This window comes from Gallibacterium faecale, assembly GCF_027920745.1.
In the GTDB taxonomy this organism is placed as follows: Bacteria; Pseudomonadota; Gammaproteobacteria; order Enterobacterales; family Pasteurellaceae; genus Gallibacterium; species Gallibacterium faecale.
On the sequence record NZ_JAQIBB010000091.1, the window covers coordinates 1 to 12,643 of the forward strand.

The window sequence follows — 12,643 nt, forward strand, 5'->3', positions numbered from 1 at the left end:
GTCTTTATAAAATTCAGCAAGCAGCCACCTTCGCGTGGCTGTGTGTTGAAACAGGTTCCCATATAGGGGGGGGGGTAGAACCAGCAAAACCGCAGCCACCTTCGCGTGGCTGTGTGTTGAAACGCTCCCAATGCTTGATTATTTAATAATCTTTTTTTGGCAGCCACCTTCGCGTGGCTGTGTGTTGAAACATTGTAACCTCTTTAGACCGTCTCCACCGGTTTAATCGGCAGCCACCTTCGCGTGGCTGTGTGTTGAAACAAATTCCATTTCCAAGCAGTTAAAGGCATCAATAGCAGCCACCTTCGCGTGGCTGTGTGTTGAAACACGCTGGAAAATTACGGCTTTATCAACGGGAGAAAAAGGCAGCCACCTTCGCATGGCAGTGTATTGAGAGATATATCTCCCCTAGCCCCTCTTGATAAAAGAGGTAAAAAATACCTAGTCATAAAAAAATAGCTGGCTAAACAGCACAGCTATCTTGATTAACGCAATGAAATTGATTGTTCTAGTTACTTACCATGGATAATTTCAGCAACTTCTACTTTACGATTTTCATAACGAGAACGGGTACAAGCATCCGCTGTGGCAATCGCTGCACGAGCAGCTTCACCGGTAAGCAATTTTTCAAACTCTGCTGATGGTTTCATACCATGCATAATATCGTTAAGGTATTTCATCTCTTTTTTCATCACAGAACTTAACCATAATGGTGTGCGTTTACCTGGGTGACCATATTGGATTGCGCCATCCATTTCTGTACCTGTATAAATACGAGTACGGTCATCATCTTCTTCTTGTGTTTCATGGATTAAGAAATGAGTTTCTTGCCCATCTACACGCAATGTACCACCACAATGATACATATCGAGCTTAATAGCGCCTTTTTCGCCTTGAATTAACACATAATGTTCTCCCCAGCGGAAAGCAGACCCCCACTCTAATACAGCAAATCGTCCATCTTCAAATTCCATATTTAGGAATAACATATCATCTTCATCACCAAATTGTTCGCCTTGATGTGCAACATTGCCGGCTGTCATCGTCACTGTTTTTGGCATTCCGCCCATTAAAAACTGTACACAGTCTAATTCATGGATATGGTGATACAGGTGGCCTCCTGATTTTGCTCTAATTTTTTTCCAAGAAATGCTTGGCTGTACATCTTCCCAACCATTACGTGCCGTATGGCAATATAAAACTTTACCAATAACACCTTGATTAATCAGTTCTTTTGCGTGGTGTACCCCATTAAAGAAGTTCATAATGTGCCCAGCCATAAAGATTACACCATTCTCTTCACAAGCACGCACCATCTCATCACAATCAGCATAACTTAATGCAATTGGTTTTTCGCAAAATACGTGTTTTTTATGTTTTGCTGCTAACAAAACGGGCTCTTTATGCAAATAATTTGGTGTTGCGACAATCACACAATCTACATCTTCACGACTCACTAACGCTTCTAAGCTATCAGCAGCATCGCAGTTCAATTCCGCTGCAATCGTCTTACCATTTTCTGGGTCATAAACTACGGTAACTTTTGCATCTTCATTCTCATTCATAAAACGAGCTAAATCCGCACCAAAATAACCCACACCGACAACGCCATATTTCACCATTTTTATACTCCTTGAGGATATTCAATCTAAATTCATTTGCTTATTTCACGGATCCTTCTGATAATCCACCCGCTATCTTATTTTGGATAAAACAGAAGAATAATACTGAAGGAAGAACCACTAAGACTGAAGCTGCCATCATATCGCCCCAATCTAAAATCTCTGCGCCATTTAATGAACGTAATGCCACGGCTACCGTCATTTTGCTGGTATCATTAACTAATATCAGCGCATAAAGGAATTCATTCCACGCATTGATAAAGGTATAAATGGCAGTTGCGACGATTCCTGGTGCAACTAACGGCAATACGATCTTGAAAAACACCGTAAATTTATTTGCCCCATCTATTTTTGCAGCTTCTTCTATTTCAATTGGTACTGTTTGAAAGAAGCCCACTAATAACCACACCGCATATGGCACACTGAATGAAAGGTAAACAATAACTAAGCCCAATGTCGTATTCGTTAATCCAACTTTTGCCATCACAATTGAATAAGGAATTGCCAGTAAAATGGGTGGGAAAATATAGGTAGTAATCAATACCTTAGACATAATTCTCCCTAATTTTGGAAAGAAACGTACAATCCCATAGGCCGCCATTGCTGAAATCACAGTCGCAATTAATGTTGTACTCAGAGCAATCACCAAGCTATTTTTGATGTTGATAATAAAATTTAAGTCATAAATCACATGGCGGTAATAATCCAACGTAAATACTTTTGGCCAGAAACTCGTTGGATCACCAGTTAATTCACCTTTCCCTTTAATTGATGAAATAATGATCCAGACAAGAGGGAATACTGCAATTACTGTTACTATCATCAAATAGGCATGCGAAATAACATTACCGAGGATCGATTTTTGCTTTTTCATGAATGTGCTCCTTCTTTTTCCCAACGGCTAATGACTTTGAAATAGATGAAACAGACTAGTAACAAGAAGATGAATAACAACACAGTAACCGCTGAAGAACGTCCTAACATTTTTGTACCCCATCCCATGTTGTACGCTAAGATCGGAATCGTCATTGTTGAGTTTGCTGGACCACCACCTGTCATTAAATAGATAATGTCAAAGTTGTTAAACACCCAAACCGTTCTTAATACAACTAATAACCCAACAACCACTTTAATATGAGGCAATGTGATATGGCGGAATACTTGCCACGCATTTGCGCCATCAATCCGAGCTGCTTCATATTGTTCTTGTGGTACGGTTTGTAAGGCAGAAAGCACATTCACCATAATTAATGGCGCACCAAACCAGATATTAACAAACACTAAACTCACAAAAGCCCAAGTGCTATCTGATAAGAAATGCGGCGCAACATCCATTAGGCCAAGTTTGACAATGATATTAGGCAAATAACCATAGACACCATTTAAAATCCATTGCCATGAAAAGGCGATAACAATCGTTGGAAATGCCCATGGAATAATGAGTAGGATTTTATATAACCACTGCAAATGACGGATTCGATTCAACGCCATAGCTAGTGAAAAGCCGACAAGAATTTGCCCCACTAAAGAAAAGACTGTCCATTTAATAGAATTTAAAAATGCCCACCAAAATGTTGGATCTCCTAATACCGCCCGATAATTATCGAATCCTACAAATTTGTAGTACGGCATAATCAAGTTTTTATTAGTAAAGCTATAAAAAATACTTGATAAAAATGGGTACACAAAAAGTGTAGAAACCACAATTAATGCAGGTAGTACAAAAATCCATCGGGTATAGTTTTTTGAAATCACGAACCCTCCCCTTCCCATTTTAATGGGAATGAAAAATCATCAAATCATTATTAGTTAGAAGGTGGGGTGTTATTCACCCCACTTTATCGACTATGGTGCAACCATTTCAAACAACTCATTTAGTTGTTTTTCGGCTCTTTCCGCAGCAACTTTTGGATCTGTACCATTCGCCACAATGTCTTGGAACATTGCTTCAATAATGTGTTGATTGGTTAATAGACCTCCTTGTACTGTTGGTCCGTGTTCATACCCAATCGCAGTTCCTTTTTCTACTGCAACAGAAATAACTTTTTCTGCATGGCTAAATTGTTTCACCATTGGGTTATTTGCATAGGCAGGATCATCTGAAATTCCCTTAATCGCTGGCAACATTCCTACTGGCACAGATTGTAAGAATTTAATATAACGATCTTTTTGATATAGTGTTTCAATAAAGGCTTTGCTAATTTCAGGATGTTTTGAAGTTTTCCAAACAACAAGTGGTACATTCGATGTTTCAATACCACGTTCTGGATCATTGACATTAATTTTTGGAATTGGGTATGCATCAATCTCGCCTAACAATTGTGGTGAATTTGTTTTTACCCCACCGATTTGGAATCCAGAGTTAAAATCAAATGCGGTTTTACCTTGATAATAAAGAGTAGCTTGTTTTAAAACATCATAATTGATCGCATCTTTTGGTGAAGTTTCTTTATACATTTTCACCCAATATTTGATGCCTTCTTGAGCCAATGGACTGGTTAAATCTGCTTTTAAATCTTTTGTTAATAAACTACCACCACCACTTCTCACATAAAGATTAAGGAAACGTGTTGCCATGAAGTCATTAGTTCCCATTGGCACGGACAAACCGTAAACGCCATCTTTTGTTAATACTTTTGCTGCTTGATAGAGTTCATCCCAAGTCTTTGGTACTTCCAAATTATGTTTTTTCAATAGATCCTTACGAATCCACATAACTTGAGCATGAGAATAAAGTGGTAAAGAGTAATTTTGTCCTTTAACCGTACCTTCACTAATTGCGGCCTCAGAGAATTTATCACGGCCAATTTTGTCAATTAAATCGTTGATTGGTAATAACGCACCAACATTAATCATTTCAACCACTTGGTTTGGTAATGCTGTACTCATATCTGGTACATTGCCTGAAGCAAACCCTGTTGTCCATTTAGTATAAAAGTCATTCCATGAGAACGTTTCTATCTTAATTTTTACTTTTGGATGTTCTTTCATAAACTCATTTGCAGCCTCTTGAATCACTTCTAAACGAGGACCTTGGGTAAATGAATGCCAAACAGTGATATTTCCTGCAAGTTCTGCAGCTAAAGCATTACTACTAAAGACGCTAGTACTTAAAACTACTGATGCACCAACCGTTAAAAGAGTTTTTAATTTCATAAAATGCTCCTTAATAAGAGAAAATTTAGAGAAGTGATTGCTCAGTTTCAGGATCAAAGAAATGTGCGCGTTTCATATCAAACGCTAAACTAATACTTTGTCCCATTTTGATTTACTGCCGAGAATGTACGATAGCTTTAATGCTTTGCTGCCCCACATCAAGATGCACAATATATTCAGCACCTAATAATTCAGCCACATTAACAGGTGCTGTAATCATTGCTTTTTGGTAACTCCCTAATAGCAATGGTTCGTTAGAAATATTTTCTGGTCTAATCCCTAAAATAACGTGTTTACCTTCCCATCCACGCTGTTCTAGCTCTGTATAATGTTCCTCAGGAATACTAAAGCTATAACCATCTTCCGTAATAAAATTGCCTTGCTGAACACGTCCACGTAAAAAATTCATTGTTGGCGCACCAATAAAACCTGCAACAAACAGATTATTCGGATGATCATAAATTTCTTTTGGTGAACCAATTTGTTGTACAACCCCAGCACTCATTACTACAATCCTATCTGCCATCGTCATTGCTTCTGTTTGATCATGGGTCACATAAACGGTAGTTGCATTCAACTTATTATGAATTCTGATAATTTCAGCACGCATATTACTGCGTAATTTTGCATCTAAATTAGAAAGCGGTTCATCCATCAAGAATACTTTCGGTGAACGAACAATTGTGCGACCTAACGCCACACGTTGTCTTTGTCCACCCGATAAGGCTTTTGGCTTACGATCCAATAAGGATTCTAATCCTAAGATTCTTGCAGCCTCTTTTACTTTTCGATCGATTTCCACTTTATCCACTTTGCGAAGCTTTAAGGCAAACGCCATATTTTCATAAACTGTCATATGTGGATAAAGGGCGTAAGATTGAAACACCATCGCAATATCACGATCTTTTGGTTCAACATCATTCACCAAACGATCATCAATATAAAATTCCCCTTCTGAAATATCTTCTAATCCAGCAATCATTCGTAATGTTGTTGATTTCCCACAACCAGAAGGACCAACTAATGCAATAAACTCTTTATCTGCAACTTCTAAGTTGAAATCTTTTACCGCTTCAAAGCCATTGCTATAACGTTTGTAAATGTGACTTAACGATAGTGTTGCCATAAGCCTTCCTTTTATCTATATCGCTCAAGATTTAACTGACAAGTTATAAAAAATGAGCTACTATTTACACAACCAAGAGATAAGACATCAGATGTCTTTAATTTAGAGATATGATGTCTTGTTTTGAATAAAATTTCTGCGATTAAGATCACAAAAATGAAAAAATTGGCAAAAAAAGCATCAAATTTAGCACTGCAAGAAGAAATTAAGCAGTTGATTCTGTCTAGAGGATTAAAAGCTGGCGACCTTATGCCTACGGAAAATGAGCTAATGACCCATCTTAATGTTAGCCGTTCTAGCTTGCGAGAAGCTGTTAAGTCATTAGAAGCATTACATATTTTAGATATTCATCATGGTGTTGGTACTTTTATTAGCGAGTCTTCTTTGACCCCTATGATCCAAAGTCTTGCTTTTCATACCCAGTTACATTTGCAAGACAATATGAAATATTTATTGGATATTTTAGACGTACGTGAAATTTTACAATATGGTTTTGCACCGCTTGCTATTGCTAAGATTAGTGATCAAGAGGTTGATGCTTTACAAGAGTTAAGCCTACAAATGAAGCAACGAGCAAGAGATGGCGAATATTCCACCGAGATAGAATACCAAATTCACTTACAAACCTATCAAGCGATTAAAAACCCTTTATTATCACAATATCTAGATGCTTTTTGGCAAATATTCCAATTACAAGAGGATAATTTGCCCGCCTCATCACTTACTCCAGAACAAATTGCGTTAAGTTATCAAGAGTGGGTTGATGCCGTAGAAGCGCGAGATATAAATCGCTTTCAGCATAGTGTTTTGCTCTATTTTCGTCATTTACGTCAACGAATTAATCCATAGGAGTGTTTATGAAAGATCTCAAGATTGCTTTAGTCGGCTGTGGATTTTTTGGACAACAACTTGCTGCTGCATTTTCTCAAGCATCAACTAAGTTGGTTGGCGTTACCGATTTACAAATTGGGTTAGCACAAGATCTCGCCAGTAAATATGATTCTACCGCTTATGCCGATCTACCTAGCTTATTAGCGCAACAATCTGTTGATTTGGTATTAATTGCCACTTATAACCACAGTCATCGTCAAATTGCTGAAATTGCGCTTCAACATGGCTGTGCTGTTTTTGTTGAATCTCCATTTACCATTACGCTGAATGATGCGGATGCCTTATTACAACTTGCCAAACAACAACAAACGACTATTTTTGTTGGTCACTGTTTACGAGTATTACCTGGATTACAGCAAGCAAAACAGATAATACAACAACAAAAATTGGGAAAAATGACTGTTGTGCGTGCGAATCGTCAGCGTTGGCTTGATCCTATTTTTCAGCCAAATTGGTGGAAAAATAATATTCAATTCACTGGTGGGAAATTATTTCACGAAATCCATGAGCTTGATTTATTAGGATGGCTAGTCGGTGAAGTAGAGTACGTTTTCGCACAATCGACTAATCGAGCCCATTTAGAAACACCTGATCACCACGATATCATTCAACTCTTATTACAATTTAAAAATGGGGTATATGGTTCCTTAGAAATGGGATCTGCTTATCATCTCTCTAAGTGGGATATTACTATCCATGGTGAACTCGGCTCTATGCTGATTAATTTTTTTACTTCCAGTGTTACCATTTCATTTGCTAATGGTCATCGCCAACAATTTAATATGTATGATGAATTTGAAGCGGATCTTTCTTTACGTGAAAGCAGCAAAGGCATTCAGAAATATGGCCAGCCAAATGAGCGTTGCCCTTATTGGCTCACTCGGGCGATTGAATTAGAAGCTGAAAGCGTTCTAACCCATTTACAGCAACAACAGCCGAGTGTACTTTGTGAATTACCTGCTAGAGCAATTTGTATCGCAAGTGCAGCAACTCAATCAATCAAAAATAAAACACTTACTGCGGTGAAATACTGTAACGAATAACCATCTAAAAATGCAAAAAGCTGTCAGAGTATCAGCCACTGACAGCTTTTTATATTTAATAAATTGGTATCAGAGCATTCCTACCACAATCGCAATAAATACCCACATCCCAAAATAATTATTATTTAAAAAGGCTTTAAAGCAAGCTTCACGTGCACGTAATTTAGTCATTTTACATTGATAAATGAAATGTGCAGCAGCAATGGCTAACACAATAAAATACCCTGTATTTAACTCTTTCTCTTGCCCCAGATAAATTAGTAGCAACAAAGCGATAAATTGAAGTAACGCAATGATTTTATTGTCATATTCTGCAAATAAAATTGCAGTCGATTTTACACCAATACGCAAATCATCATCACGATCCACCATCGCATATTGTGTATCGTATGCAATCGTCCACGCTAAATTAGCCAGAAATAGAATCCAACAATCTAATGGTAAGCCTGACAAAGTTGCGCCATACGCCATCGGAATTGACCAACCAAACGCTGCGCCTAAAAAGAGTTGTGGTAAATGAGTATAGCGTTTCATAAATGGGTAGATAAACGCTAATAAAACCGCAATAACCGATAACCCAATAGCATAGAAATTTAACTGTAATACTAATAAAAAGGAGCAAAAAACTAAGACAAAAAATAGTATTTTTGCTTCTAATTCGGTTACCGCACCTGTTGCTAGAGGGCGTTGTTTAGTACGTTTAACTTGTCCATCAATATGACGATCCGCATAATCATTAATGACACATCCTGCTGAACGCATAAAGACAACGCCTAATACAAAGATTAATAAAATTTTAAGATCAGGAAAACCACCTTTTGCCAGCCATAAAGCCCACAAAGTTGGCCATAATAACAATAAAGAACCAATTGGTTTATCTAAACGCATTAACTGCGCATAACTAACCAATTTTGTAGAATGTATCGATCCAATCATGATTGGCAAGGACAAACTTTTACTACTAAATTACTATTTTCTACTAATGAAATCATTTCGCCTGGTAATGGACGATCTGTAAATAGGTAATCAAACATTGTAATTGACCCTAAACGCACCATTGCTCGACGAGAGAATTTAGAATGGTCAGTCACTAAAATACTGGTACGAGAACTTTCAATAATCGTACGTTTCACTTGGACTTCATGATAGTCATAATCTAAGAGAGAGCCATCATGATCAATCGCACTAATCCCCAAAATACCGAAATCTAAACGGAATTGGGAAATAAACTCCATGGTCGCTTCACCAATAATTCCACCATCAGGACGTAGACCACCACCAGCAATAATAATTTGGAAACTCTCTTTCTCCATTAAAATATGAGCTGCATTTAGGTTATTGGTCACAATGCGTAAATTTTCATGATTCAATAAAGCACGCGCGACAGCTTCCGCTGTTGTACCAATATCAATAAAAAGAGAAGAACCATTAGGAATTTGTTCAGCGACACATTTTGCTACCCAATCTTTTTCTTGGCATAACAATGTTTTACGTGAGGCATAATCACTATTTTCTGAAGTTGATGGTGAAGCTGCTCCCCCATGATGACGGCGAATTTCATTTTTTGCCGCTAATTCATTTAAATCTCGTCGAATTGTTTGAGGACTGACATCTAATTCTGCAACCAACTCTTCAGTACTGATATAACCGTGCAATTTGACTAATTCGATAATACGGTTATGGCGTATTGCTTGTTTCATAACTACCTCACGTTAAGTGACTATTCGCTGTCATTCTACTAAAAATCACTATCTTTTCATTAAATTTTTGTGAAAAATCATCATGATTTATGTTTATGATAGAAAAGATTTACCCCGGCTAAAAAGCATCCACTTAATAATCCTGCAATATGTGCACTATTTCCCATAGATAATCCAATTAAAGGGGAAAAGAATCCACTTACAATCCCAATAATCAGAAACCAACTAAACCCTGCTGGCACAACAAAACGCTTTGAGCGATCAAATTTACTCTCAACCCACACATATCCGAGTACAGCATAAACCACACCAGACAATCCAAAGAATGCAGGACCAGATGCAAAATATTGGGCAAATCCGCTCACTATCCCAGAAAAGAGATAGATAAATAAAATGGTTTTAATTCCTTGATAACGTTCAATCAATCCCGCAAAAATCCACCACCATAATAGATTAAATAATAGATGAGCGAAGGAAAGGTGTACTAAGGTATGCGACCAATAACGCCAAATTTCCGCAACCTGAAACGGTGACTCTGGGAAATGGAAATAAATGAAGATTTCCTCACTATTAACCAATGTCCCGCCATAAATTCCAACACATAATAATGTAATCAAAAAAGTGAATTTTGCAGATAATATTTGTTGCCAATGAAGTTGAGCAAATACCTGAGAAAAGGGTGTAATAATTTGTTTAAAAGAAAGTGTAGTACCACTTTGCCATTCTACTTGATTAAATTCAGCATCATTAGGATTCTGCATAAACCATTTTGCAATAGGCTGTATCTGTTCAATGACTTGAGGTGAATCTTCGACGAGAAATAGATGAAAATATTCGTTTTCTTGTTGGATCTCAATTTGATACTGATATTGCTGCTGAATGATCTGTTGAAAGCGTTTCGCTAGTGCGAGTTGCGTACTACTAAAAAGATAATGCATTTGGCTAATCCTAGAGGTGAACTATAAAATCCGTTATACTGTTGTTCACCATTTTTACTAATTTATGATGATGTATGCGCAAAAAAAATAATTTTCCCGAAGGCTTTTCTAAATTTTCTTGGGCAATCGCTATTTTTTGTATTCCAGCTTTATTATGGCCTTTATCTTTATTACTTTCTCCTAGTTTAAAACAGAATCCAAATTTAAGTGAAATGGCGTTCACTAATATGTCGATTTTTATGTGGAGCTATCCATTACTCTTATTTATCTTAGCTCGCATCATTTATAAATTACATCAGCGTAAACCTAAATTTGCTGCCTATGTATTGGCTATCTGTTTTATCTTATTTTATCTTGCTGTGTTACTTATTGCAGTCTATGGTTTTCAGGCTTAATTAAGGAACTCAATCATCTGTTTAAAAGCAGCTATTCTCACAGTATCTGTTTCAAACATAATTTCGTGTTTAGCACCAGCAATTTCAATAATCTGCGCAGAAGGTGAACAAGCAAAGAGTTTATTCACCTTCTTAGTAGAAACAATGGATTCTTCCCCTGATTGCAAAATTAATACTGGAACCTGAATTTTAGTCACTAATTTAGGTAATTTCTTAAATGCCATAATAATCCGATGAACCCAACCAAAAGTAGGCCCACCTAATCGAATTTCTGGATAACGTGCTGCCATTTTATTCATAAAGTTTAATCTTGCTGCACTATGCGTTAAATCTGTCGTGGCAATATCTGCTGCTTTATATGGCCCTTTAGTAAAAATATAACGTCCAGAGAATCCAAACAATACCATTAGCATAACAACAATTTCATCTCTTAAGGCGGTTTCTTCTCGTAATCCAAGAAAAGGAGAGGATAAAATCACTTTATCAATATTATGTGGATAAGTCGCTAAATAGTATGTTGCTAATAATCCACCCATAGAGTGGGCAAATAATACCTGCTGTTGGTAAGACTTTTGTTGCAGAATATGTTGAATCACTAAATCCATATCATCAATATAATAACGGAATTCATCAATATAGCCTTTATGCTTATCCGCTAATAAACGAGATGAAAACCCTTGTCCTCGATGATCAAATAATAAAACATCATATCCTTGTTGATAAAAGTCGTAGCCAATTTCACTCCATTTAGCAATATTCTCCCCACGACCATTTACCAAAATGATCAATTTTGTATGCGTTGGATTCACTAAATAACGATAAGCTAACTGTTGTTTGGCATTTGCAGCTAAGTAATTAATAGGAAATTGTTCTACAAAGGGTAATAACTCTTGTTCTACAAATTGATCGAATTGGTCTTCTCTTGGCAACAGCATGATAATCTCAAATATGACTTAACAACGATATAATTTATTGTATCTTGGCTAAAAACATAGATACAAATAAAGCCCAGCGTCATAGTATAAAAAATATGACTAGCTGAGCCAAGATTATTACTGTAATTCACCCGAATTACTTTTTATATCGTCTAAATGTATCTTATTTCGCAAATAATTTTGTTAAATGTGCTTTATATTCAGCGATATGCTGATCCACATTTGGATTTTTGATCACATCATTACAAATAAATGTTGGTAATGCGCTAATACCTAAAAACTCATTTGCTTTTCTGAAATGGAGATATACCCCATCAACGCCCTTACCTTCAAAAAAATCACCTTCACGCTCAAAAGCCTCAATTGGCGCATTCCAAGTTAAAGACAGCATATGTTGGCGACCTTGCAATAAACCACCTGTACCATAGCCCTCAGTTGGATTAACACGGTGACGACCATCGCTTTGATAAAGTTTACCATGGCCAAATGTGAAAACTTCATCAATATATTTTTTCACAATCCATGGTTCACCCATCCACCAACCCGGCATTTGCCAGATAACAACATCCATCCAAACAAATTTTTCAATCTCTTGTTCAATATCATAACCAGCATCAATTACAGTTTCTTTTACGTCATGTCCTAATGCGACTAAAGTCTCTTTTGCTGTATTATGCAAAGTTGCATTTAATTGGCCTTGAGAATGGCCAAAGGCCTTGCCACCATTGAGTAATAAAATTTTCATTTAACCCTATCCTTATTTTAATATTTTACGAAGAAATCTTTTCTTTTTCCCAAAAACAAGACCCGCCTAAAAAGACGGGTCTTATTCATTTA

The 12,643-nt window shown here is 36.9% G+C and carries 13 protein-coding genes and 1 CRISPR repeat array; of the genes, 3 read left to right on the forward strand and 10 right to left on the reverse strand.

All coding sequences use genetic code 11. From position 1 onward, the window contains the following. The first annotated feature begins 20 nt into the window (after window positions 1-20). Window positions 21-397: a CRISPR direct-repeat array (repeat unit 32 nt; unit sequence GCAGCCACCTTCGCGTGGCTGTGTGTTGAAAC). A 115-nt stretch (window positions 398-512) separates the two neighbouring features. From PF272_RS10245 to PF272_RS10265, 5 genes are all read right to left on the reverse strand, one after another. Further along, window positions 513-1,622: a Gfo/Idh/MocA family protein gene (locus tag PF272_RS10245; RefSeq protein WP_065238649.1), complete on the reverse strand. Its 1,110-nt coding sequence runs from the start codon at window positions 1,620-1,622 to the stop codon at window positions 513-515. Between the two features lie 40 nt (window positions 1,623-1,662). Further along, window positions 1,663-2,496 (reverse strand): carbohydrate ABC transporter permease, encoded by an 834-nt coding sequence (locus tag PF272_RS10250; protein ID WP_271142678.1) that lies wholly within the window; start codon window positions 2,494-2,496, stop codon window positions 1,663-1,665. After that, window positions 2,493-3,377 (reverse strand): carbohydrate ABC transporter permease, encoded by an 885-nt coding sequence (locus tag PF272_RS10255; protein ID WP_231923540.1) that lies wholly within the window; start codon window positions 3,375-3,377, stop codon window positions 2,493-2,495. Before PF272_RS10255 ends, PF272_RS10250 begins: the two co-directional genes overlap by 4 nt. A 90-nt stretch (window positions 3,378-3,467) precedes the next feature. Further along, window positions 3,468-4,778 (reverse strand): ABC transporter substrate-binding protein, encoded by a 1,311-nt coding sequence (locus PF272_RS10260; protein ID WP_271142679.1) that lies wholly within the window; start codon window positions 4,776-4,778, stop codon window positions 3,468-3,470. A 112-nt stretch (window positions 4,779-4,890) separates the two neighbouring features. Further along, window positions 4,891-5,904 (reverse strand): ABC transporter ATP-binding protein, encoded by a 1,014-nt coding sequence (locus PF272_RS10265; RefSeq protein ID WP_271142680.1) that lies wholly within the window; start codon window positions 5,902-5,904, stop codon window positions 4,891-4,893. 156 nt (window positions 5,905-6,060) lie between these two features. On the opposite strand from PF272_RS10265, the gene PF272_RS10270 reads away from it, so the two are divergent. After that, window positions 6,061-6,753, forward strand: a complete 693-nt coding sequence (locus tag PF272_RS10270) for a FadR/GntR family transcriptional regulator (protein ID WP_065234688.1) — start codon at window positions 6,061-6,063, stop codon at window positions 6,751-6,753. Between the two features lie 8 nt (window positions 6,754-6,761). Further along, the gene (locus tag PF272_RS10275; RefSeq protein ID WP_271142681.1) at window positions 6,762-7,838 is read left to right on the forward strand and encodes a Gfo/Idh/MocA family protein; all 1,077 of its coding nucleotides are present in this window, start codon (window positions 6,762-6,764) and stop codon (window positions 7,836-7,838) included. Between the two features lie 69 nt (window positions 7,839-7,907). On the opposite strand, the gene ubiA is transcribed toward PF272_RS10275, so the two are convergent. The 3 genes from ubiA to PF272_RS10290 all read right to left on the reverse strand — a co-directional run bounded on the left by ubiA (window position 7,908) and on the right by PF272_RS10290 (window position 10,476). Continuing rightward, a complete protein-coding gene (gene ubiA, locus PF272_RS10280; protein WP_065234690.1) occupies window positions 7,908-8,774 on the reverse strand; it encodes a 4-hydroxybenzoate octaprenyltransferase in 867 nt (288 codons plus the stop codon). Further along, the gene (locus PF272_RS10285) at window positions 8,771-9,538 is read right to left on the reverse strand and encodes a DeoR/GlpR family transcriptional regulator (protein WP_065234691.1); all 768 of its coding nucleotides are present in this window, start codon (window positions 9,536-9,538) and stop codon (window positions 8,771-8,773) included. The genes ubiA and PF272_RS10285 overlap by 4 nt, the downstream gene beginning before the upstream one ends. Window positions 9,539-9,618: 80 nt before the next feature. Continuing rightward, complete coding sequence (locus tag PF272_RS10290; RefSeq protein ID WP_271142682.1) at window positions 9,619-10,476, reverse strand: rhomboid family intramembrane serine protease; 858 nt, start codon at window positions 10,474-10,476, stop codon at window positions 9,619-9,621. A gap of 74 nt (window positions 10,477-10,550) precedes the next feature. Here PF272_RS10290 and PF272_RS10295 point away from each other — a divergent pair, with 74 nt between their 5' ends. Beyond that, entirely contained in the window at window positions 10,551-10,871 is a 321-nt protein-coding gene (locus PF272_RS10295; protein ID WP_065234693.1) for a DUF5389 family protein, read from the forward strand. Here PF272_RS10295 and PF272_RS10300 read toward each other — a convergent pair. Further along, window positions 10,868-11,800 carry an alpha/beta fold hydrolase gene (locus PF272_RS10300; protein WP_413789450.1) on the reverse strand — a complete coding sequence of 311 codons (933 nt, stop codon included), beginning with the start codon at window positions 11,798-11,800 and terminating at the stop codon, window positions 10,868-10,870. The two genes, PF272_RS10295 and PF272_RS10300, sit on opposite strands and share 4 nt — an antisense overlap. A gap of 169 nt (window positions 11,801-11,969) precedes the next feature. Beyond that, window positions 11,970-12,551 (reverse strand): NAD(P)H-dependent oxidoreductase, encoded by a 582-nt coding sequence (locus PF272_RS10305; protein ID WP_065238644.1) that lies wholly within the window; start codon window positions 12,549-12,551, stop codon window positions 11,970-11,972. Window positions 12,552-12,643 lie beyond the last annotated feature (92 nt).

Excerpts from the sequence above, each read along its gene's own strand:
- PF272_RS10260 (WP_271142679.1), bottom strand. The coding sequence starts at position 4,778 with ATGAAATTAAAAACTCTTTTAACGGTTGGTGCATCAGTAGTTTTAAGT.
- PF272_RS10265 (WP_271142680.1), bottom strand. The coding sequence starts at position 5,904 with ATGGCAACACTATCGTTAAGTCACATTTACAAACGTTATAGCAATGGC.
- PF272_RS10250 (WP_271142678.1), bottom strand. The coding sequence starts at position 2,496 with ATGAAAAAGCAAAAATCGATCCTCGGTAATGTTATTTCGCATGCCTAT.
- ubiA (WP_065234690.1), bottom strand. The coding sequence starts at position 8,774 with ATGATTGGATCGATACATTCTACAAAATTGGTTAGTTATGCGCAGTTA.
- PF272_RS10305 (WP_065238644.1), bottom strand. The coding sequence starts at position 12,551 with ATGAAAATTTTATTACTCAATGGTGGCAAGGCCTTTGGCCATTCTCAA.
- PF272_RS10270 (WP_065234688.1), top strand. The coding sequence starts at position 6,061 with ATGAAAAAATTGGCAAAAAAAGCATCAAATTTAGCACTGCAAGAAGAA.
- PF272_RS10245 (WP_065238649.1), bottom strand. The coding sequence starts at position 1,622 with ATGGTGAAATATGGCGTTGTCGGTGTGGGTTATTTTGGTGCGGATTTA.
- PF272_RS10285 (WP_065234691.1), bottom strand. The coding sequence starts at position 9,538 with ATGAAACAAGCAATACGCCATAACCGTATTATCGAATTAGTCAAATTG.
- PF272_RS10290 (WP_271142682.1), bottom strand. The coding sequence starts at position 10,476 with ATGCATTATCTTTTTAGTAGTACGCAACTCGCACTAGCGAAACGCTTT.
- PF272_RS10275 (WP_271142681.1), top strand. The coding sequence starts at position 6,762 with ATGAAAGATCTCAAGATTGCTTTAGTCGGCTGTGGATTTTTTGGACAA.
- PF272_RS10295 (WP_065234693.1), top strand. The coding sequence starts at position 10,551 with ATGCGCAAAAAAAATAATTTTCCCGAAGGCTTTTCTAAATTTTCTTGG.